The sequence below is a fragment of the Shimia sp. R9_1 genome (assembly GCF_017743775.1).
GTDB lineage: Bacteria > Pseudomonadota > Alphaproteobacteria > Rhodobacterales > Rhodobacteraceae > Shimia.
Window position 1 is genome coordinate 319,690 of the sequence record NZ_JAGHRN010000002.1, and the last position, 20,371, is coordinate 340,060.

Consider the following 20,371-nt stretch of genomic DNA (forward strand, 5'->3'; position numbering starts at 1 on the left):
TGGCAGCGCCTCACCAAACTAGCCGAGTTTGGTCCAGAGGGCATTTTCGCCCATTTTCTCTACAAAACCTCTATGCGCTTCTGCCTCGGCCTCCGTAAGCCGGGAGGGCAATGGCGTTGGACGGGCGCTCGGCCGCCAATCATCTTGAATGGCCGTGCTTTTCTTTTCTGAAGTGTTGTCAGACGCCAGAACCAGATCTGGTTGCCGTCCCCCGATCAGCTCGAGATACACCTCTGCCAGAATTTCGGAGTCAAGAAGCGCGCCGTGCAGCGTCCGTGAGGAATTGTCGATCCCAAATCTGCGGCAAAGAGCATCCAGCGTGGCAGGAGACCCCGGAAATTTCTTGCGCGCCATTTCCAACGTATCAACAGCGCGTTCCATCGGGATTTGCGGCAGGTTCATCCAGCTCAATTCGGCATTTAAGAATTTCATGTCGAACTTGGCATTGTGGATGACAAGCTTGCTATCATTGCCGATGAAATCGAGAAACTTTTGGCCAAACGCGTTGAACACAGGTTTGTCGCGCAGTGTTACCTCTCCCGGCGCGGCGTCACGGGGAATATCCAGGAGATCTGGGCCAATCCCGTGCACCTTGAACGCCTCATCCGGCATGGCTCGCTCAGGATTGATGTAGACATGAAATGTCTCGCCGGTTGGCAGGTGATTATAGAGCTCCAACGCACCAATTTCGACGATGCGGTCACCAGAAAACGGATCAAAGCCTGTGGTTTCCGTATCAAGTACGATTTCACGCATGATCCAATTGTCCTCTAATGCTATTCACAATCTTCTCCACCTGAGACCGGGCACGGTCAAGTGTATCCGTTTCGATCACATAGTCTGACAATGCCACTTTTTCTTCATTTGGCATCTGTTTTGACCGGATGTGTTCAAACTGATCTTCGCTCATCGTGCCGCGTTCCAGCACGCGAATTCTCTGCAAATCAGGTGAAACAGAGACACATACAACCGCATCCATCGCTGCATCTCCACCTGTTTCAAAAAGCAGTGGGATATCAAAAACAAGAATTTCAGCGTCAGCTTCGTTAATGAAATCCGCGCGATCCTGGGCAACCAAAGGATGGACGATCTTTTCGATGGTGCCCAACACAGACGCATCTTGTGCGATCAGCTCTTTCAACCGATCTCGCGAAACCGCGCCATCTTCAATCACGTCTGGTAGTACCGCTGAAATAGGGGCTACAGCTGCCCCTCCCTCAGAGTAGATCCGATGCACCGCTGCATCCGCATCCCAAACCGGGCAACCCAATTCTGAAAAAAACCTCGCTGTCGTCGATTTTCCCATGCCGATTGAGCCGGTCAAGCCGAGCTTGAATAGCTGTTTGGTCATCCCAAAACCACCCGCCGCGTGGCTCCATCCACAACAGGGCGGCGGCCAAACCAACGCTCAAATCCCGGAACCGCTTGATGCAGCAACATACCAAGGCCATCAACGGTCACACATCCGCGCTCTTGAGCCGTCTTCAGGAAATTTGTGATCAGAGGATTATAAACCAGATCCGTGACAACAGTTTGGCTGCGCAATCCGTCCATGGGAATCCGAAGCTCCGATTTCCCAGCCATCCCAAGAGAGGTTGTGTTTACGAGCGTGGCGGCTTCTTCAAGAATATTGCCGGCCTGGACCCATTCGATGACTTTGACACGCGCGCCAAAATCCTCCCGCAACCGATCTGCCCGCACGCGAGTCCGGTTGGTCAGCAAAATTTCTGGCACACCTGCGTCTAGAAGCGAGGCTACCACAGCCCGCGCGGCGCCACCTGCGCCCAAGACCACCGCTGGACCGGCCTCCGCCTGCCACTCTGGTGCGCCATGACGCAGATTTTCGATAAAGCCGTATCCATCGGTGTTGTCGCCAACGATGCTGCCATCCGGGCGGAAAATCAGCGTGTTCACCGCACCGATCAACGTCGCGCGGTCCGTGATCTGGTCAACAAACTGAACGACACGCTCTTTATGAGGGATGGTGACGTTACATCCCACAAACCCCATTTGCGGCATTGCCTTAAGGACGGCCTCCAGATGCTCTGCGTCCACTTCGAGCGGCACGTAATGTCCTGCGATACCGTAGGTCTTCAGCCAATGACCATGCAGCAGAGGAGATTTGGAATGGGCGATGGGATTGCCAATCACTCCGGCAAGGGGGATCGAGGGCAAAGTCATTGTGGCAGTTCTCCCCGCAAGGTCAAATATGAGAGTATTTCAACAAGTGGCATTCCAAGGACGGTAAAGAAGTCTCCGTCTACTTTTTCAAAAAGCCGCACGCCTTCTTCCTCGAGTTTATACCCGCCGACCGAATGGCGTATGCTCTCAAAATTGCGGGCCAGATAATCGTCAAGAAATTCGTCGCTAAAGTTTCTCATGAACAGGCGTACCACACCGACAAAACGCCATAGTGGCTCGCCATTTTGATAGATCACTGCGGCAGACAAGAGCATATGCCGATTTCCGCGCAGCATCAGGAGCTGGTTGCGCGCGTCATCAATGCTCGCGGGTTTGGAAAAGATCGTGCCCTGAAAATCAAGCACCTGATCACAGCCAAGTACCATGGCCTCCGGCCGCTTCAGGCTCACCTTACGCGCTTTTTCCTCCGCGAGCGCATCCGCTACATCTCTTGGTGGTGCGCCTTCCGCCTGCAAAGATCGGCGGATCATTTCTTCATCAACACGTGGCTTAACAACTTCGTAACCAAGATTCGCTTTATGTAGGAGCTGAGCCCGTATCTCGGAACCCGAAGCAAGGATCAGGGGTGCAGCCATGTGGATAAATCCGTGGAGAAGGAAAGGAACATCTGGTGAGTCCTTTCTGGAAATTTCTGTGAGATTTTGCAAGCTGGGGAAACTCACCCGGACTTCACGGAAATCCCCCGTTTTTCTGCACCGTGGATGAGGAAAACTTTGCTTGGGGGAGGAATCAGCCACATACCAGTTCATCCTCACGTTTATCCACAATCATCCACACGTCATCTTGCTCTCAAGTCTTTGACTCTCATAGACTCTTTTCACTTTAGCCCCAGATATGGGAGTCTTCTTAGATATTCTATCCTCCTGTGTAAAACTGCGGGGGAAAAGCCATAATCCACAGGTTTGGAGCTCCCAACAAAATCATCATCCTTTTCTAAATATATTTATTTATTTAGAGAGGGTGAGCTCGTACCAAGGATCGAAACCGCATGGGTTACTTTCTCGTAGACATTTATCCCTATGTCCTCGCTTTCCATATCATGGCTGTGATCAGCTGGATGGCAGGGCTGTTCTATCTCCCACGGTTATTTGTTTATCACGCGGAACGGGCAGAGAAGGGGGATCAGCTCGACGAAACGCTTAAGATCATGGAATACAAGCTTCAGCGCTATATCATGGCACCAGCCAGCGTTGCTGCTTGGCTTGCCGGTCTCACGCTGGTGTTTACGCCCGGTATTGTCGATTGGTCGTCAGTTTGGCCTTACACCAAAGCGTTTGCTGTGATTGCCATGACAGGGTTTGATCACTGGCTCATGCAAATGCGAAAGAAATTTGATCGCAACGAGAACACGCTAACCGGGCGCCAGTATCGAATGATGAACGAAGTACCGACAATTTTGATGGTGATCATCGTTGTCTCGGTTGTGGTGAAATTCTGAATTTATTGACTCAGAAGAGCGAAAGCCCTATCTGATTCTACAACTGGCCCGTCCGGGCTAAGTGTATCCCTTATATAGAGCACATGATCTGCCCCGTTTCGGGCAGTACAGGATTGTTTCATGACACAAGAAAAGCTCGCTCTTGGCGATCTGAAAGCCAAAAGCCCTAAAGCGCTCTTGGCGATGGCCGAAGAGCTGGAGATCGAAAACGCCTCCACCATGCGTAAGGGCGAGATGATGTTCCAGATTCTGCGCGAACGCGCGGATGATGGCTGGGAAATCTCCGGTGATGGTGTGCTTGAGGTGCTTCAGGATGGTTTTGGCTTCCTGCGCTCTCCAGAAGCCAACTATTTGCCGGGCCCGGATGATATCTATGTCAGCCCGGAGATGATCCGCCAGCATTCTCTGCGCACCGGTGACACCGTGAATGGCGTTATGACTGCGCCAGGCGACAACGAGCGCTATTTCGCGCTGACTGGCGTGTCTCAGATCAACTTTGAAGCGCCAGAGAAAGCCAAGCACAAGATTGCGTTTGACAACCTCACGCCGCTTTATCCCGATGAGCGCCTGAAGATGGAGATCGAAGATCCCACCATCAAAGATCGCTCTGCACGGGTTATCGATCTGGTTGCGCCGATTGGTAAGGGCCAGCGTTCCCTGATTGTTGCGCCGCCGCGCACCGGTAAAACCGTTCTGTTGCAAAACATCGCGCACAGCATCGAAGCGAACCACCCAGAGTGTTACCTGATCGTTCTTCTGATCGACGAACGCCCGGAAGAGGTGACGGACATGCAGCGGTCGGTGAAAGGTGAGGTGATTTCCTCTACCTTTGACGAACCGGCCACCCGCCACGTTGCTGTTTCTGAAATGGTGATCGAAAAGGCAAAGCGCCTTGTAGAGCATAAACGAGATGTTGTGATCCTTCTGGACTCCATCACAAGACTTGGTCGTGCCTTCAACACCGTGGTGCCATCTTCCGGTAAAGTTCTGACCGGTGGTGTAGACGCCAACGCTCTCCAGCGTCCCAAACGTTTCTTTGGTGCTGCCCGTAACATCGAAGAGGGTGGCTCACTGACCATCATCTCGACTGCGCTGATCGACACCGGCTCGCGGATGGACGAAGTGATCTTTGAAGAATTCAAAGGTACGGGTAACTCTGAGATTGTTCTTGATCGTAAGGTGGCGGACAAACGTGTATTCCCTGCGATCGACATTCTCAAGTCAGGTACGCGGAAAGAAGATCTGCTCGTCGACAAAGGTGATCTGGCCAAGACATTCGTATTGCGCCGTATCCTCAACCCGATGGGCACCACGGATGCCGTGGAGTTCCTGCTTGGCAAACTCAAGCAGACCAAAACCAATGGCGAGTTCTTTGACTCGATGAACACTTAAGGAATGTGACATGGCCTATGTGCCAGACACAATTTTCGCCTTAGCAACGGCCCCCGGTAAAGCGGGGGTCGCTGTCGTTCGTGTGTCCGGTTCCCGAGTCGAAGAGGCGGGGAATGCGCTTTTCGGCGATCTACCCAAACCACGCTACGCTGCTTTGAAGATTCTGAAAGACAGTGAAGGCCGTCGTCTGGATCAGGCCTTGGTACTCTACTTTCCGGATATGAACAGCTTTACCGGCGAAGAGGTCCTGGAGCTGCATTTACATGGTTCAACTGCCGTGGTGAATGCGGTTCTTCGTGAACTTTCAGAGATGGATGGGCTTCGCCTCGCGGAAGCAGGGGAGTTTACCCGTCGTGCTTTGGAAAACGGATGCCTGGATCTGGCCCAGGTCGAAGGGCTTGCTGATCTGATTGATGCCGAGACCGAGGCTCAGCGGCGTCAGGCCTTGCGGGTTTTATCAGGTGATCTTGGGAATCTTGCAGGCAACTGGCGCACGGATTTGATCCGCGCCGCTGCTTTGATTGAAGCGACCATCGACTTTGCCGACGAGGAAGTCCCTGTGGATGTCACGCCGGAAGTCACTGACCTTCTGTCTGGCGTACGAAATGAGCTCGACCGTGAGATCGCAGGTGTCGATACGGCTGAACGCATCCGAACCGGTTTCGAGGTTGCCATCTTGGGCGCGCCAAATGTTGGCAAGTCCACGCTGCTCAACGCGCTTGCTGGTCGCGAGGCGGCAATTACCTCTGAATATGCCGGGACAACACGTGACGTGATCGAGGTCCGTATGGAGTTAAACGGATTGCCGGTAACTTTGCTGGATACTGCCGGGCTTCGTGAGACTGAGGATCACGTGGAGGGGATTGGTATTCAGCGTGCGCGTGATAGGGCAGAGGCTGCGGATCTCCGTGTATTCCTTCAAATTCAGGATGAAGCGCCGGATTTCGAACCGCTGCCTGAGGATGTGATCAGAACGGCCAAGGCAGATACTTTGTCTGATCCTAATAATGCTATTTCAGGCAAAACCGGTTTTGGTGTCAGCGAATTGGTTTCAGAGATCACAGAGAAGCTTTCTGAACAGGCTGGCCGATCCGGAGTGGCGATCCGCGAGAGGCACCGGATCGCGATGAAACGCGCATCAGAAGCGCTGGATGCAGCGCGTGCTGTTCTCGCTCTCGGACCAGATCACTATGATATTGGTGCTGAAGAGTTACGAACCGCGATTCGTGCTCTTGATTCCATTGTTGGCCATGTCGATGTAGAGAACCTGCTGGACGAAATCTTTTCGAGCTTTTGTATCGGGAAGTGATTCAAATCTGAGGAGTGTTTCACGTGAAACATTTTGACGTCATTGTTGTGGGCGGAGGACACGCCGGAACGGATGCTGCGTCGGCGGCGGCGCGTATGGGTGCCTCAACAGCTCTAGTCACCTTGAAGAAATCAGGCATTGGCGTCATGTCTTGTAACCCTGCCATTGGTGGTCTTGGAAAAGGCCATCTCGTGCGTGAAGTCGACGCGCTTGATGGAGTTATGGGGCGTATCGCGGATAAGGCTGGTATTCAGTTTCGACTGCTCAATCGTCGTAAAGGCCCGGCTGTACAGGGCCCACGCGCGCAGGCCGATCGAAAGATCTATCGCGAAGAAATGTTGGCGGAAATCGAAGCCACACCCAACTTGACCATTGTAGAGGGCGAGGCAACTGACTTCCGAATGGAAGGGCAGGCGGTGCGCGGGGTCGTCCTCGCAGATGGATCAGAGATCTCTGCGAATTCTGTTGTACTCACCACAGGGACTTTCCTGCGGGGCGTCATCCACATCGGGGATGTGTCTCGCCCTGGCGGCAGAATGGGGGACGACCCGTCTGTCAAACTTGCGGAGCGCATTGACAGTTTTGACTTGCCGCTTGGCCGGTTGAAGACGGGCACGCCTCCACGTCTGAATGGCAAAACCATCAAATGGGATCTACTCGACAGCCAGCCGGGTGATGATGATCCGGTGGTTTTCTCGTTCTTGAACAATGCGCCAAGCGCTCGACAGATTTCCTGCGGCATCACGCATACGAATGAGAAAACGCATGAAATTATCCGAGAAAACCTAGATCGCTCGGCGATGTATGGTGGCCATATCGAAGGCGTTGGGCCACGGTATTGCCCATCTATCGAAGATAAGATTGTGCGTTTTGCAGATAAGACCTCGCATCAGGTTTTTCTGGAACCTGAAGGTCTGGACGATCACACGGTGTACCCAAACGGTATTTCGACGTCGCTGCCTGTGGACGTTCAGGAAAGCTATGTGCGTTCGATGTATGGTTTAGAAGATGCAGAAATTCTACAGCCGGGGTATGCGATTGAATACGACTATGTCGATCCGCGAGCTCTGGATGCGGCGCTCGGTGTTAAGGGGGTACCAGGTCTATATCTTGCGGGACAAATCAACGGGACCACTGGATATGAGGAAGCTGCGGCTCAAGGGCTCGTTGCCGGCTTGAATGCGGCATTGGCGGCACAAGGCAAAGAGCCCCACCATTTCAGCCGGTCGGACAGTTATATCGGCGTCATGGTTGATGATCTTATCACGCGCGGTGTCACAGAACCTTATCGAATGTTCACCTCACGTGCAGAGTTTCGTCTTTCTTTGCGTGCAGACAATGCGGACCAGAGGCTTACGCCAATTGGTTTGGAGCTTGGCCTCATTGGTGAAACGCGCAAGTCGGTGTTCTTAAACAAGCAGGAGAAGCTAACGTCCGGCAAAGCCCTCCTAGAAGAAACTGGCTATACGCCAAAACAAATTAATGCTGCGGGCATTTCTGTTAACCAAGATGGTAATCGTCGCACAGCATTCCAGGTTCTCGCTTTCCCTGAAGTGAGCTTCGGAGATGTGGTGGAGCTGGATCCTCGCTTTGCTGAGATAGACGAAGATATCCAACTTCAGCTTGAGCGTGATGCGCTTTATGCAAATTACATCGAGCGCCAAAAGCGGGATGTCGAGGCAATGCGCAGAGATGAAACGCAGATTATCCCGTCTGATTTAGACTTCGATGTGATCGAAGGTTTGAGCAACGAGTTGAAATCCAAGTTGAATGCCGTCCGTCCTGAGAATTTGGGGCAGGCCGGGCGGATTGATGGCATGACACCTGCGGCTCTTACGCTGCTTCTTGCTAAGTTGCGCCAGGCCCAGAAAGCGAAAACCGCCTGATGGACTGCCCAGAGAACATTCGTGACGCATTGGATGTTTCACGTGAAACATTTCAACGTCTGCAGATCTTGGCAGACTTACTGGTTAAGTGGAACCCGAGAATTAACCTCGTTTCCAAGTCCACACTCGACGCCTTATGGGAACGTCATATCCTGGATTCGGTTCAGGTGATGCGTAGCGCACCTCATCGTGTGGCGCATTGGGTGGACATTGGCAGCGGAGGTGGTTTCCCTGGATTAGTCATTGCGCTGATGTCGGAAGAGCCAACTGCGCCGCAGAAGGTAACGTTGATTGAGAGTGATCAACGTAAGTGTGCTTTTTTGCGGACGGTTTTGCGAGAGACCGGTGTGAAAGCGGCTGTTTTGACAGAACGTATCGAGAAAGCGCCTCCGCAGAATGCCGACGTTCTTTCTGCACGCGCGCTGGCGGATCTTCCGCTGTTGTTTGACTTTGCAGAGCAACATTTGCGGGCAGATGGCGTTGGGCTGTTTCCAAAGGGAGCAAGCTGGCAAAAAGAGCTTAAATCCGTACAGGAATCGTGGTCATTTGATTGCGAAGTGGTAAAGAGTGTTACGGACTCTCAAGCAGTCATCCTGAAGGTCGGAGAACTGAAACGTGACGGATCCAACGCGCCCTAAGGGCCCCAAGATTATCGCTGTTGCCAACCAAAAAGGTGGGGTTGGCAAAACCACAACAGCCATAAATCTTGCAGCTGCTCTCGCAGAGCAGAAATGTCGTGTGCTTTTGGTGGATCTCGATCCTCAGGGCAACGCTTCAACGGGATTGGGCGTAGAAGTTGAGGATCGTCAGAACACAACATATGACCTGTTGACCGGCGAAGCCGAACTTGAAGACGTGATTCAAACGACGGACTCGGAAACCATGTGGATTGTTCCGGCAACCGTTGACCTGAGCTCGGCGGACATTGAGTTGATGACCAATGAAAAGCGCAGCTTCTTGTTGCATGACGCCTTACGCCAGCATGCCATGGATGCCTATGATCTGGACTACATATTGATTGATTGTCCACCGTCCCTCAACTTGTTGACAGTCAATGCGATGATCGCGGCGCATTCGGTCTTGATTCCGCTTCAAAGCGAATTTTTCGCACTTGAGGGATTGTCGCAACTTATGTTGACCGTGCGTGAAGTGCGACAAACGGCGAATTCAGGGCTGCGCATTGAGGGTATCGTTCTGACCATGTTCGATGCACGCAATAACCTGTCTCAACAGGTGGAGCAGGATGCGCGCGATAACCTTGGTGACTTGGTATTCGAAACAAAAATTCCTCGAAATGTACGTGTCTCTGAGGCGCCCTCTTACGCGCAGCCTGTTTTGGAGTATGATCCAACATCCAAGGGCGCAGAGGCATATCGAGCCCTGGCCAAGGAACTATTGGTCAAAAACTATAAAGTCGCCGCTTAAAGGAGGCCGGTATGGCAGAGAAGAAGAAATCACGTGGCCTTGGCCGCGGCCTCAGTGCATTGATGGCGGATGTTACCGAAGATAAGAGCGCGCAAGTTGCGCAAACACCTCGTCGGGCAGATATGGTTGTCCCAATCGAGCGGATTGAGCCAAATCCAGATCAGCCGCGCCGTGATTTTACACCTGAACAGTTAGACGATCTGGCGAATTCCATTCGCGAAAAGGGCGTCATTCAGCCGCTTATCGTTCGGAAGAAATCTGGAGATCGATACGAGATTGTCGCTGGCGAACGCCGTTGGCGCGCGTCCCAGATGGCGAAGCTGCATGAGCTTCCGGTTATCGTCAGAGAGTATGATGACACTGAAGTTCTCGAGATTGCGATCATCGAGAACATTCAACGTGCGGATTTGAACCCGGTTGAAGAGGCGATGGGCTATCGTCAACTGATGCAAAAGTTCGGTCACACGCAAGAGAAGGTGTCTGAAGCGCTCGGCAAAAGCCGAAGCCACATCGCAAACTTGATGCGCCTGCTCAATCTGCCGGATGACGTTCAGATGATGTTGCGCGAGGGAGAACTCTCGGCCGGTCATGCGCGCGCCTTGGTGACCTCGGAAAATGCCTCAGAGCTCGCCAAGAAAGTTGTGAAGGATGGTCTTTCTGTTCGCCAGACTGAAAAACTCGCGAAAAAAACAGGCTCTCTCGTCGAGCAAATTAAAAAATCTCGACCAAAGACCCATAAGGACGCCGATACAGTCGCGCTAGAAGGCGATCTTTCTGCGAATTTGGGAATGAAAGTCAGCGTCGATCATACGTCTGGTGGGGAATCTGGGAAAATTACCATTAATTATCAGACACTTGATGATCTAGATGAATTGTGCCGGATTCTGTCCTCTACGCGTTAGGTCGCGTCCAGAGGAAAAAAAGTACCGCGCTTAAAACCACCGCTTGGATGATCAAAACGGTGGTTTTTACGCCTAAAGCCAATGAAATTGCAAACACCAACATTATGGACAGCGTTGCTGCCCTTTTTGCGCTTGGTCTGATTGCACCATTGCGATGCCAATCATCAATCATCGGACCAAAGAGTTTGTGACAGAGGAGCCAATTGTGCAGCCTCTCCGATGAACGTGCGAAACAGAAAGCTGCGAGCAACAAAAAGGGAACAGTCGGCAAGAGGGGGAGCACAACGCCGACCAATGCAAACGCGACACACATCAATCCGCAGATCAGCCAAATCGCGCGCATTTAGTCCACCAAAAGTTCCGACAGGACAGAATTTAGCACCATGCGCCCTTGTGGCAAGACACGGAGATGTCGCGCCGTCTTTTCAATCATGCCAATTTCGACCATGTGATCCACGCGGGGCCCTTCAAGAGCATGCCCCGAGAGCGCCTCGTAGCGGGACAAATCAATTCCCTCGCTCAGGCGAAGCCCCATGAGAAGGAATTCCGCGGCTTGGCCATCTCTGGAAATCACCTCGTCCAGACTTTCTCCATTTCCGCCTTCCGCAGTCTCCAGCCACTTGTTCGGATTTTTCCATGTCTCTATCGCATGACGTTTCCCGTTAAGTGTCAACCGCGCATGCGCTCCTGGCCCAATTCCTGCGTAATCGCCGTAGCGCCAATAGATTTGATTGTGCCGAGATTCAGAGCCTATGGCTGCATAGTTGGAAACTTCATAAGGCAACATGCCTGCTTCAGCGCAGATCTCCTGCGTTGTTTCGTACATGTCTGCAGCCAGGTCATCCTCTGGCAAACCGCGGAGCTTTCCGCGGTTGTACCGATCGCCAAAGGCTGTGCCTTGTTCAATTGTGAGTTGATATAGCGAAAGATGATCTATCGCCATCGACAGAGCTTCTTTCAACTCGGTCTGCCAATCATTCAAGGATTGATCCTGGCGTGCATAGATCAGGTCAAAACTCACCCGATCAAAGGTTTTGCGCGCTATTTCAAAGGCTTTCTTGGCCTCTGATACAGAGTGAATACGGCCCAAACGCTGTAGATCTCTGTCATTTAGCGCCTGAATACCCATGGAAATTCGATTTACCCCGCCTGCGCGATAAGCCACGAACCGACCTGCCTCGACAGACCCGGGATTCGCCTCAAGCGTGATTTCCATGTCGTTCGATGTGGGCCAGAGTTTTCGCACGCGTTCCAGAATGGCTGCGACGATATCTGGATCCATTAGGCTTGGGGTGCCTCCGCCGAAGAAGACAGTGTTAAGCACACGCCCCGGCGTCTGAGCTGCGACGCGGTCCAGTTCGCTGAGATAAGCGTTTAACCAGCGATTTTGGTCGATTTCACGGCTTACATGGCTGTTGAAATCGCAATAGGGGCATTTGGCCTTACAAAACGGCCAATGTATATACAGGCCAAAGCCCCCGTTTTGCCAATCTTCAGCCAAAACAACCAGCCACAAAGGCTTTCACCGCACGGCCGCGATGGCTGATCTTGTTTTTGGCCCAGCGGTCCATTTCCGCGAAGGTGACATCATGCCCTTCGGGCACAAACATCGGATCATAGCCGAAGCCGTCTTTGCCGCGCATGGGCCATACAAGATGCCCGGGAGCCACACCCTCAAAAACCTCATCATGTCCGTCAGGCCAAGCCAGAACCAGCGTGGAGCGAAATTGCGCAAGTCTTGGGTGCGGCGCGTTTACCGCTTCAAGTTCGTTGTGGGCTCGGGTCATTGCCATCACAAAGTCACGGCCATTTTCGGTCTCGGCCCAGTCTGCTGTATAGACGCCGGGCGCGCCGTTGAGCGCGTCAATCGTGATGCCACTGTCGTCTGAGAGGGCGGGCAGACCGGTCGCCTTTGCCGCAGCGTGGGCTTTGATCCGGGCGTTTCCGACAAATGTGTCTTCGGTCTCTTCAGGTTCGGGCAGATCCATTTCTGCAGCACCGACAACTTTAACGCCAAAGGGCTCAAGGAGATGAATCATCTCCTCAAGTTTACCTTTGTTGTGCGTCGCCATCAGCAGCGTTTTGTCCGTGAACTTGCGTGTCATGCCACGGCTGCCTCTTGCGCGGCAACGAGTTCTGCCACGCCTTTTTCTGCAAGATCAAGCAGTTGGTTCATCTGATCGCGGGAGTAGGTTGCACCTTCGGCGGACATTTGGGTTTCAATCATCTGCCCGTTGGCCAGCATGATGAAGTTGCCATCCACACCTGCTTCGCTGTCTTCTGGGTAGTCCAGATCAAGCACTGGCTGACCTGCGTAGATGCCACAAGACACTGCCGCGACCGGAGAAATAAGCGGGTCGGTGGTGACGTCGCCGGCTTTCATGAGCTTGTTCACTGCCAAACGCAGGGCAACCCAGCCGCCGGTGATTGAAGCACAGCGCGTGCCGCCATCAGCTTGGATTACGTCACAATCCACGGTGATTTGACGCTCGCCCAAAGCCACGCGGTCCACACCTGCGCGCAGGGAACGGCCGATCAGGCGCTGAATTTCTACGGTGCGGCCGCCTTGCTTGCCTGCCGCAGCTTCGCGCCGCATGCGGGAAGAGGTAGAGCGTGGCAGCATCCCGTATTCCGCTGTCACCCAACCCAGACCGGAGCCTTTGATAAACGGCGGTACGCGCGCTTCCAGAGAGGCGGTGCAGAGCACATGCGTATCGCCCATTTTGATCAGGCAGGAGCCTTCCGCATGTTTGGTTACATTGGTCTCAATCGACACGGCACGCATTTCATTGAGCTGACGTCCAGAGGGGCGCATGGGGATTTCCTTCTCTTGATTTCTTTTGGGCATAGCCGCGCGGGCAGGGCGGGTGCAACCCCGATTGACCAACGCCGATTGACCTTTGTGCTTGAGCCTATTTTATTGAAGAGCAGAAGGCACGGGCAGATGGCAGACACCACCAAAATCCTCGAAGAAATGAACGATCGCAGCCGAGAGGTGTTTCGCCGTGTGGTCGAAGGCTATCTTGAAACAGGCGATCCGGTGGGATCGCGCACGCTCACCCGGTCTCTTTCGGAGAAAGTCAGTGCGGCGACCATTCGCAATGTGATGCAGGATCTGGAATACCTTGGCCTTCTGGACAGTCCGCATGTTTCGGCTGGCCGCGTGCCGACGCAGCAAGGTCTTCGTATGTTTGTGGATGGGCTCCTTGAAGTTGGCGATTTGGATCACGGAGACCGCAAAAAGATCGATGCCACGTTGGGCGAAGGCGATAAGGATGTGAGCAACATGCTTGATCGCGTCAGCACGGCGCTTTCTGGCGTCACACAGGGTGCTTCGCTGGTTCTGGCACCTAAACATGAGGCACCGGTCAAACACATCGAGTTTGTCTCCCTCGCGCATGATCGTGCGCTGGTGGTCTTGGTGTTTGCGGATGGCCATGTGGAGAACCGCCTTTTCTCGCCGCCGCCGGGGCAAACACCCAGCTCCATGCGGGAGGCCGCGAATTTCCTCAATGCTGTGGCTGAAGGGCGCACGCTGAGTGAGGTAGGCAAAGCCGTACGGGAAGAGATCGCGCGTCGGCGCCAGGAAATCGATACGCTGGCTGCTGACCTTGTGGAAAGCGGTTTGGCACTTTGGGCCGGTGAGGGCGGACAGGAAGAACGCCTCATCGTCCGCGGGAGGGCGAATCTTCTTGGTTCTGGTGGCGAGGAGCAGGATCTGGAGCGTATCCGCACGTTGTTTGATGACCTTGAACGTAAGCGCGACATTGCCGATTTTCTGGAACTTGCTGAACAAGGCGACGGTGTGCGCATTTTTATTGGCTCAGAGAACAAACTTTTTTCACTTTCGGGTTCCTCTTTGGTGGTGTCTCCCTATATGAACGCTGATCGAAAGATCGTGGGTGCTGTCGGGGTCATCGGACCCAAGCGCCTAAACTATGGACGTATTGTGCCGATCGTGGATTACACGGCGCAACTGGTTGGAAAATTGATCTCCGACCGCGGTTAGAGGTGAAAAATGGCTGAGCCGAAAGACAACGAGTTTCTGGACGACATCGCAGAAGCCGAAGCCGAAGAATTTGCTCAGAGCCTTGATGAGCTCGCAGATGAGGCGGTGGAACTGGATGAGCTGCGTGCCGAGCGTGACGAACTGAAAGACCGCTGGATGCGTGCGCTGGCAGATGCTGAGAACGCCCGCAAACGTGGCGACAAAGCGCGTCGCGATGCGGAGCAATACGGAGGCTCCAAGCTGGCCCGTGACATGCTGCCTGTCTTTGACAACATGAAACGCGCAGTTGAATCGATCACTGAGGAGCAGAAAGCGGCCTCTTCTGCGCTGATCGAAGGTATTGAGCTCACTATGCGCGAGCTGCTGAAAACTTTCTCCAAGCACGGCATTGAAGTGATCTCCCCTGAAGTGGGCGATAAATTTGATCCAAACGTACATGAAGCTATGTTTGAAGCGCCCGTTCCGGGCACCAAGGCGGGTGACATCATTCAAGTTTCCGCTCAGGGATTCATGCTGCACGACCGCCTTCTGCGCCCAGCACAGGTTGGCGTGAGCTCCACTCCAGCCTAACTCGCAGAGTTATTGAACTAAAAAGCCTCCGATCACTCGGAGGCTTTTTCTTTGGGTAATGGTGAGAATTAGTTCTCCGCCAGATTCTTCAATTCATAAATGAGGTTCAAAGCCTCTCGCGGGCTCAATGTGTCTGGATGCACATCTGCGAGCTTCTCTTGCAAGGGAGTTGGTCCCGCTGGTGCAGAGGGCACAGGGGCAGGCGTCGCAGCAAAGAGCGGCAGATCATCAATCAATGCTTTCTGTGCCTGACCTTCCCGCTCACCCTTTTCCAATGCATCCAGCACCACACGTGCACGCGATACCACCGCAGCTGGCAAGCCCGCCAGCTGAGCCACTTGAACGCCGTAAGACCGATCTGCAGCCCCCTGTGTGACCTCATGCAGGAAGATCACTTCGCCTTCCCATTCACGCACCGCAACTGTCGCGTTGTCGACGCCCGGCATCTTCCCGGCAAGCTGTGTCATCTCGTGGTAATGCGTTGCAAAGAGCGCGCGGGATTTGTTCACATCGTGCAGATGCTCGAGTGTTGCCCAGGCAATCGACAAGCCGTCATAGGTGGCGGTCCCGCGTCCAATTTCATCCAAAATGACCAAGGCGCGGTCGTCAGCTTGATTGAGGATGGCGGCGGTTTCGACCATCTCCACCATAAATGTGGAGCGTCCTCGCGCCAGATCATCGCTCGCGCCCACGCGACTGAAAAGCTGGCTGACCAATCCGATCCGCGCACTGTTTGCAGGCACAAAGCTTCCCATCTGCGCAAGTAGGGCAATGAGTGCATTCTGGCGTAGGAAGGTCGATTTACCGGCCATGTTTGGGCCTGTCAGAAGCCAGATGTTCGCCGCATCGCCACCTGAAAGGTCACAATCATTGGCAACAAACGGGTCACCGGTTTTGCGCAAAGCTGCTTCCACAACCGGATGCCGCCCGCCTTCGATGGCAAAGTCCCGACTGTCGTTAACCTCAGGTCGGGTCCATTTCTCATTGGCTGCCAGTTCCGCCAAAGCAGCAGATAAATCAAATTCTGCAAGACCTCTGGAAGCTGCCGCAACCTCAGCGGAGCGATCTAAAATTGCGCCTTTTAAGCTGTCATAGAGCCGCTTTTCGATCTCGAGCGCCCGGTTTCCGGCGTTCAGGATCTTGGTTTCCATTTCGCTCAACTCAACGGTGGTAAAGCGCACCTGATTGGCGGTGGTCTGACGATGTATAAAGGTTTCAGACAGGGGCGGAGACATCATCGCATCCGCATGCTTCGCGGTGGTTTCGATGAAATAACCCAGCACATTGTTGTGCTTGATCTTCAGCGCGGTGATGCCGGTTTGCTCGCTATACTGTGCTTGCATGCCAGCAATCACACCACGCCCCTGATCGCGCAACTCACGGCTTTCGTCGAGCTCTGCGTCAAAGCCGGGTGCAATAAAGCCACCGTCGCGTGCGAGAAGCGGTGGCTCTGCGATCAGCGCGTCTTCCAGAAGATCAAGTAGCTCATCATGCCCGGAAAGTGCCCGACGTGCTGTAGTCAAATCATCTGGCAAATCACCGGAGAAATTCCGATCCGCCAAAAGACTTGCTTGCCCGAGGCCGTTCCGGATGGCCGCCAAATCCCGAGGGCCGCCTCGGTCCAACGCCAACCGAGAGAGGGCGCGGTCCAAATCTGGCACCTTGCGCAAAGCTTCACGTAGATCCGCTGCCTCGCCGCGTTGATCAGCCATATAGCTGACCGCTTCCAGCCGCCCGCGAATGGCTGCCAAGCGCAGAGAGGGCGAGGACAATCGTTGCTCCAAAAGGCGTGCGCCGCCGGCGGTCACTGTCCGATCTATCGTTGCGAGAAGGGATCCGGCCCGTCCGCCAGAAAGGCTTGCTGTTAGCTCCAAGTTCCGCCGTGTCGCCGCATCAATTTGCATTACACCCTGTGTCGCCTCGCGCACCGGCGGTTGTAACAGCGGTAATTTGCCTTTTTGGGTCAGCTCCAGATAGTCGACGATCGCACCAAGCGCTCCGGCCTCGGGCCGCGAAAAAGTGCCAAAGGCTTCTAGAGACGACGCTTTAAACAGCGCAGAAACCCGTTTTTCCGCTGAAACAGAGTCAAAACTACCGCGTGACACAGATGTCAGCGGCACCCCCATATCATCGACAACCGGTCCGAGCTCACTTTCCGAGCCTTCTGCCACCAACAACTCACTTGGCGCCAAGCGTGCGAGTTCAGGCCCCAGTCGTACCGGCGCCAAAGGCATCACATGCAGCGCACCTGTGGAGATATCTGCCCAGGCCAGTGCCGCCTCATCTCGGACAACGGCGTAAGCTGCCAAAAAGTTGTGTCGTCGCGCATCCAGCAGGCTGTCTTCGGTCAATGTGCCCGGCGTCACCAGCCGCACCACATCCCGTTTCACCACCGCTTTGTAGCCGCGCTTTTTTGCCTCTGCTGGGCTTTCAAGCTGTTCACAAACGGCGACACGAAAGCCCTTGCGGATGAGAGTCAGAAAATACCCTTCTGCGGCGTGATGCGGGACGCCACACATGGGGATCTCATTGCCCTCATGTTTGCCACGTTTGGTCAGGGCAATATCAAGCGCCTCTGCCGCCGCCACAGCGTCGTCAAAGAACATCTCATAAAAATCACCCATCCGGTAAAACAACAGCGCATCCTGATACTGCGCTTTGATGTCCAGATATTGCGCCATCATCGGCGTGACGCCCGGCTTGTCGCCCTTCACTGCTCAGAACCCCCAAGGTTTGGTTTTCCTCAGATAGCAAACCTCGGTCCCTATGGAAAAGCGCAAAACCTCAGGTAAGGTCATTGCCAATAGACAAGCGTGCAAATTTTTGATCGTTAGATCAAAGAAAACAGAAACACGGCGTACCCTCATGACGATTTACAACCTCGGCTCCATCAACGCCGATTTCTTTTATCATGTGCCCCATCTCCCAGGGCCAGGCGAAACTCTTGCAGCGACCAAGTTGACCCGGGGCCTTGGCGGCAAAGGCGCAAATATGAGCGTTGCCGCCGCACGTGCAGGTGCGCATACAGTGCATGTTGGCGCGGTTGGGCATGATGGGCTTTGGGCGGCCGACCGCATGATGGAGTTTGGCGTGGATACGCGTCACATCAGCAAGCTTCCGGACACACCAAATGGCCAAGCTCATATCTATGTGGATGCGGGCGGTGAAAACAGCATCGTTCTTTTCCAAGGCGCCAATCATCAAATACCAGCCGAAACCATTTCTGCAGCGCTGTCAGAGGCGAGTACAGGCGACACGTTGTTGATGCAGAATGAAACCAAGGATCAGCCCGAGGCCGCAACAATTGCGCGGGAGCTTGGTCTCTATGTCGCTTATGCTGCTGCGCCATTTGAGGCGGAGGCTGTTGAGGCTGTTCTTCCTCACCTCGATTTCTTGATCTTAAATGAGGTGGAGGCTGAGCAATTGGAAGTAGCGACTGGTAAGTCTCCGGATGCTCTGGGTGTCACCGACGTGATCATTACGCTTGGTGCGAAAGGTGCGCGCTGGCTGCATGAGGGGCATTCTCGCGATTTTCCTGCAATGCCTGTGACACCGGTCGACACCACGGGGGCTGGAGACACCTTCACGGGTTATGTACTTGCTGCGCGTGACCGTGGCCTGCCTATGGAGCAGGCGATCGCCCTCGCGATGCGGGCAGGTGCTCTGATGGTGACCCGACAGGGCACCGCAGATGTGATCCCTGATTTGAAAGAAGTGGACGAGGCGCGTTTCTAAGCGCTGCCTCACACCTAATTTCGGCTAGAAATGACCCTCGAGGGTATCGTAGCTCTACCGCGATGGAGCCAAAACCCTGAGGGGCCTTAGTGGCCTACAAATGGAGCAGCGCTTCCCCAAAGTTCTTTTACGCGCGCATCCCGGCCGCATGCTTTGCGATAGCGCTTATAGGCTTCGCTCTGCTTTTTCGGCCCAAAGCGGGTCAATACAATCTTGCTGCCTTTGTAGTAGTCCTGATGATAGGCTTCTGCCTCATAGAAGGTTCCGGCCTGCAAAATTGGCGTCACAATTGTCCGCCCCAACTGAGCCTGGGCTTTCACTTTTGCGGCTTGAGCCTTGCTTTGTTCGCTTTGATTGGCGACAAAAATCGCGGTGCGGTAGCTGTCGCCTCGGTCGCAAAATTGACCGCCGGCATCTGTGGGATCAACAGAGCGGAAGAACAGATCTAGCAGCGTTTCACGTGAAACTTTGGAGGGATCGAAAGTAATCTCTACCGCCTCGTAGTGACCTGTCCCACCTTTGGTGACCTGTTTATAGCTTGGGTTGGCTGTGTTGCCGCCAATAAAGCCGGACCGCGCTTCCTGAACACCTTTGACGCTTTCAAAGTCGCTCTCCACGCACCAGAAGCATCCGCCGGCGACGATCAGTTTCTCCGTGGTCATGGCGTAAGCGCGATCGCTGTGAGCAAATGTTCCCAGAACAATCAGAGCGGATAGGGCTGCGGTTTTCAGGTTCTGCAGTTTTTTCATCAGACAACTCCTTGTTGCCCCAATCTTGCGCTGGCTCTTCGTGAGTCTCAATCCTATGAAACCTGTTGTCACACCAAGGTGAAAAGCGGTGAATGGGAGCAGCCGGAGCCGATCCTACCCACGCTTCCGAGAGCGATAGACCGGTGAAACTCTGCGAAAAACTGTTGCAACGGTGAGCCGTTGATCGCTGCAAAGAGTCCGTTTCTTCGCATAAAGCACATCCAGCTTTGCTTTTGTCGGCACGCATCGACGCTCATAAACAGCTTCGGTTTCTTCAGCTGTCTGGCAATTCGCCAACAGGCGTTCTTCCGTTTGGTGATAGATTAGCGTTGCCAGGCCAGTCACTCCGGGCCGGTCCTTTAGAACCTCGGCGTAGAGGTCGGGAAAGCGCTCAACATAGCGGCGCAGCGGCGGGCGAGGACCAACAAAACTGATGTCACCGCGCAAGATATTGATCAGCTGCGGCAATTCATCCAGTCGATATTTGCGCAGGAAGCGCCCAATTTTTGTGATCCGGTGCGCTTTGTCGCCGCCAGATACGCCGCTGTCACGAGAGACATTTGTCATCGTGCGGAACTTGAGCAGTTGGAACCCCTGTGTGGTCGTTTTCATCCGCTCTGAAATGTAGAACACGGGACGGCCGTCTTGGATCAAGATGAGAACAGAAAGGACGAGCATGACTGGCCATAGCAACGCGAGCAGAAAAAGCACCCACGCCAAATCCATGAGGCGCCTGCCCAAAGTCGTACCACTT

21 protein-coding genes are annotated in these 20,371 nt (G+C 54.0%); 10 read left to right on the forward strand and 11 right to left on the reverse strand.

Annotation, left to right across the window (positions count from 1 at the left end; translation table 11 throughout):
* Positions 1-18 precede the first annotated feature (18 nt).
* From dnaQ to J7399_RS07880, 4 genes are read right to left on the reverse strand one after another with little or no spacing between them, the layout of a single operon-like run.
* Positions 19-756 (reverse strand): DNA polymerase III subunit epsilon, encoded by a 738-nt coding sequence (dnaQ, locus tag J7399_RS07865; RefSeq protein ID WP_209085126.1) that lies wholly within the window; start codon positions 754-756, stop codon positions 19-21.
* Positions 749-1,351, reverse strand: a complete 603-nt coding sequence (gene coaE, locus J7399_RS07870) for a dephospho-CoA kinase (RefSeq protein WP_209085127.1) — start codon at positions 1,349-1,351, stop codon at positions 749-751. The genes dnaQ and coaE overlap by 8 nt, the downstream gene beginning before the upstream one ends.
* Positions 1,348-2,181: a shikimate dehydrogenase gene (locus tag J7399_RS07875; protein WP_209085128.1), complete on the reverse strand. Its 834-nt coding sequence runs from the start codon at positions 2,179-2,181 to the stop codon at positions 1,348-1,350. Before J7399_RS07875 ends, coaE begins: the two co-directional genes overlap by 4 nt.
* A complete protein-coding gene (locus J7399_RS07880) occupies positions 2,178-2,777 on the reverse strand; it encodes a Maf family protein (RefSeq protein WP_209086056.1) in 600 nt (199 codons plus the stop codon). The genes J7399_RS07875 and J7399_RS07880 overlap by 4 nt, the downstream gene beginning before the upstream one ends.
* 413 nt (positions 2,778-3,190) lie before the next feature.
* On the opposite strand from J7399_RS07880, the gene J7399_RS07885 reads away from it, so the two are divergent.
* The 7 genes from J7399_RS07885 (at position 3,191) to J7399_RS07915 (ending at position 10,554) form a co-directional block, all read left to right on the forward strand.
* Positions 3,191-3,640 carry a CopD family protein gene (locus tag J7399_RS07885; RefSeq protein WP_209085129.1) on the forward strand — a complete coding sequence of 150 codons (450 nt, stop codon included), beginning with the start codon at positions 3,191-3,193 and terminating at the stop codon, positions 3,638-3,640.
* A 120-nt stretch (positions 3,641-3,760) separates the two neighbouring features.
* Positions 3,761-5,032, forward strand: coding sequence for a transcription termination factor Rho (gene rho, locus J7399_RS07890; RefSeq protein ID WP_209058261.1), 1,272 nt, complete (start codon positions 3,761-3,763; stop codon positions 5,030-5,032).
* Positions 5,033-5,042: 10 nt separating this feature from the next.
* Positions 5,043-6,341 carry a tRNA uridine-5-carboxymethylaminomethyl(34) synthesis GTPase MnmE gene (gene mnmE / locus J7399_RS07895; protein WP_209085131.1) on the forward strand — a complete coding sequence of 433 codons (1,299 nt, stop codon included), beginning with the start codon at positions 5,043-5,045 and terminating at the stop codon, positions 6,339-6,341.
* Positions 6,342-6,364: 23 nt separating this feature from the next.
* Positions 6,365-8,227 carry a tRNA uridine-5-carboxymethylaminomethyl(34) synthesis enzyme MnmG gene (mnmG, locus tag J7399_RS07900; protein ID WP_209085133.1) on the forward strand — a complete coding sequence of 621 codons (1,863 nt, stop codon included), beginning with the start codon at positions 6,365-6,367 and terminating at the stop codon, positions 8,225-8,227.
* A complete protein-coding gene (gene rsmG, locus J7399_RS07905; protein WP_209085134.1) occupies positions 8,227-8,865 on the forward strand; it encodes a 16S rRNA (guanine(527)-N(7))-methyltransferase RsmG in 639 nt (212 codons plus the stop codon). The genes mnmG and rsmG overlap by 1 nt, the downstream gene beginning before the upstream one ends.
* The gene (locus J7399_RS07910) at positions 8,843-9,652 is read left to right on the forward strand and encodes a ParA family protein (protein WP_209085136.1); all 810 of its coding nucleotides are present in this window, start codon (positions 8,843-8,845) and stop codon (positions 9,650-9,652) included. Before rsmG ends, J7399_RS07910 begins: the two co-directional genes overlap by 23 nt.
* Before the next feature lie 11 nt (positions 9,653-9,663).
* Entirely contained in the window at positions 9,664-10,554 is an 891-nt protein-coding gene (locus J7399_RS07915) for a ParB/RepB/Spo0J family partition protein (protein ID WP_209085138.1), read from the forward strand.
* Here the strand turns inward: J7399_RS07915 and J7399_RS07920 are convergent.
* From J7399_RS07920 to rph, 4 genes are read right to left on the reverse strand one after another with little or no spacing between them, the layout of a single operon-like run.
* A complete protein-coding gene (locus tag J7399_RS07920; protein ID WP_209085141.1) occupies positions 10,544-10,897 on the reverse strand; it encodes a YbaN family protein in 354 nt (117 codons plus the stop codon). The genes J7399_RS07915 and J7399_RS07920 overlap by 11 nt on opposite strands.
* A complete protein-coding gene (gene hemW / locus J7399_RS07925) occupies positions 10,898-12,055 on the reverse strand; it encodes a radical SAM family heme chaperone HemW (protein ID WP_209086058.1) in 1,158 nt (385 codons plus the stop codon).
* Positions 12,048-12,659: an RdgB/HAM1 family non-canonical purine NTP pyrophosphatase gene (gene rdgB / locus J7399_RS07930; RefSeq protein ID WP_209085144.1), complete on the reverse strand. Its 612-nt coding sequence runs from the start codon at positions 12,657-12,659 to the stop codon at positions 12,048-12,050. The genes hemW and rdgB overlap by 8 nt, the downstream gene beginning before the upstream one ends.
* Positions 12,656-13,369, reverse strand: a complete 714-nt coding sequence (rph, locus tag J7399_RS07935) for a ribonuclease PH (protein ID WP_209076312.1) — start codon at positions 13,367-13,369, stop codon at positions 12,656-12,658. Before rph ends, rdgB begins: the two co-directional genes overlap by 4 nt.
* 129 nt (positions 13,370-13,498) lie before the next feature.
* Here rph and hrcA point away from each other — a divergent pair, with 129 nt between their 5' ends.
* A complete protein-coding gene (gene hrcA / locus J7399_RS07940; RefSeq protein ID WP_209085147.1) occupies positions 13,499-14,563 on the forward strand; it encodes a heat-inducible transcriptional repressor HrcA in 1,065 nt (354 codons plus the stop codon).
* A gap of 9 nt (positions 14,564-14,572) precedes the next feature.
* On the forward strand, positions 14,573-15,133 hold the full coding sequence (locus J7399_RS07945; RefSeq protein WP_209066555.1) for a nucleotide exchange factor GrpE: 561 nt from the start codon (positions 14,573-14,575) through the stop codon (positions 15,131-15,133).
* Between the two features lie 68 nt (positions 15,134-15,201).
* On the opposite strand, the gene mutS is transcribed toward J7399_RS07945, so the two are convergent.
* A complete protein-coding gene (gene mutS / locus J7399_RS07950; RefSeq protein WP_209086060.1) occupies positions 15,202-17,817 on the reverse strand; it encodes a DNA mismatch repair protein MutS in 2,616 nt (871 codons plus the stop codon).
* A gap of 181 nt (positions 17,818-17,998) precedes the next feature.
* Here mutS and J7399_RS07955 point away from each other — a divergent pair, with 181 nt between their 5' ends.
* Positions 17,999-18,868 (forward strand): ribokinase, encoded by an 870-nt coding sequence (locus J7399_RS07955; protein WP_209085150.1) that lies wholly within the window; start codon positions 17,999-18,001, stop codon positions 18,866-18,868.
* 86 nt (positions 18,869-18,954) lie between these two features.
* On the opposite strand, the gene msrA is transcribed toward J7399_RS07955, so the two are convergent.
* A complete protein-coding gene (gene msrA / locus J7399_RS07960) occupies positions 18,955-19,617 on the reverse strand; it encodes a peptide-methionine (S)-S-oxide reductase MsrA (RefSeq protein ID WP_209085153.1) in 663 nt (220 codons plus the stop codon).
* A 114-nt stretch (positions 19,618-19,731) separates the two neighbouring features.
* Positions 19,732-20,343, reverse strand: a complete 612-nt coding sequence (locus J7399_RS07965) for a sugar transferase (protein WP_247742810.1) — start codon at positions 20,341-20,343, stop codon at positions 19,732-19,734.
* Positions 20,344-20,371: the final 28 nt, after the last annotated feature.

Coding starts and splice junctions, on each gene's coding strand:
- rsmG (WP_209085134.1), top strand. CDS start 8,227: ATGGACTGCCCAGAGAACATTCGTGACGCATTGGATGTTTCACGTGAA.
- rph (WP_209076312.1), bottom strand. CDS start 13,369: ATGCGCCCCTCTGGACGTCAGCTCAATGAAATGCGTGCCGTGTCGATT.
- dnaQ (WP_209085126.1), bottom strand. CDS start 756: ATGCGTGAAATCGTACTTGATACGGAAACCACAGGCTTTGATCCGTTT.
- coaE (WP_209085127.1), bottom strand. CDS start 1,351: ATGACCAAACAGCTATTCAAGCTCGGCTTGACCGGCTCAATCGGCATG.
- J7399_RS07880 (WP_209086056.1), bottom strand. CDS start 2,777: ATGGCTGCACCCCTGATCCTTGCTTCGGGTTCCGAGATACGGGCTCAG.
- J7399_RS07885 (WP_209085129.1), top strand. CDS start 3,191: ATGGGTTACTTTCTCGTAGACATTTATCCCTATGTCCTCGCTTTCCAT.
- mnmE (WP_209085131.1), top strand. CDS start 5,043: ATGGCCTATGTGCCAGACACAATTTTCGCCTTAGCAACGGCCCCCGGT.
- J7399_RS07945 (WP_209066555.1), top strand. CDS start 14,573: ATGGCTGAGCCGAAAGACAACGAGTTTCTGGACGACATCGCAGAAGCC.
- hrcA (WP_209085147.1), top strand. CDS start 13,499: ATGGCAGACACCACCAAAATCCTCGAAGAAATGAACGATCGCAGCCGA.
- msrA (WP_209085153.1), bottom strand. CDS start 19,617: ATGAAAAAACTGCAGAACCTGAAAACCGCAGCCCTATCCGCTCTGATT.
- mutS (WP_209086060.1), bottom strand. CDS start 17,817: ATGATGGCGCAATATCTGGACATCAAAGCGCAGTATCAGGATGCGCTG.
- J7399_RS07955 (WP_209085150.1), top strand. CDS start 17,999: ATGACGATTTACAACCTCGGCTCCATCAACGCCGATTTCTTTTATCAT.
- J7399_RS07915 (WP_209085138.1), top strand. CDS start 9,664: ATGGCAGAGAAGAAGAAATCACGTGGCCTTGGCCGCGGCCTCAGTGCA.
- rdgB (WP_209085144.1), bottom strand. CDS start 12,659: ATGACACGCAAGTTCACGGACAAAACGCTGCTGATGGCGACGCACAAC.
- J7399_RS07920 (WP_209085141.1), bottom strand. CDS start 10,897: ATGCGCGCGATTTGGCTGATCTGCGGATTGATGTGTGTCGCGTTTGCA.
- J7399_RS07875 (WP_209085128.1), bottom strand. CDS start 2,181: ATGACTTTGCCCTCGATCCCCCTTGCCGGAGTGATTGGCAATCCCATC.
- J7399_RS07965 (WP_247742810.1), bottom strand. CDS start 20,343: ATGGATTTGGCGTGGGTGCTTTTTCTGCTCGCGTTGCTATGGCCAGTC.
- rho (WP_209058261.1), top strand. CDS start 3,761: ATGACACAAGAAAAGCTCGCTCTTGGCGATCTGAAAGCCAAAAGCCCT.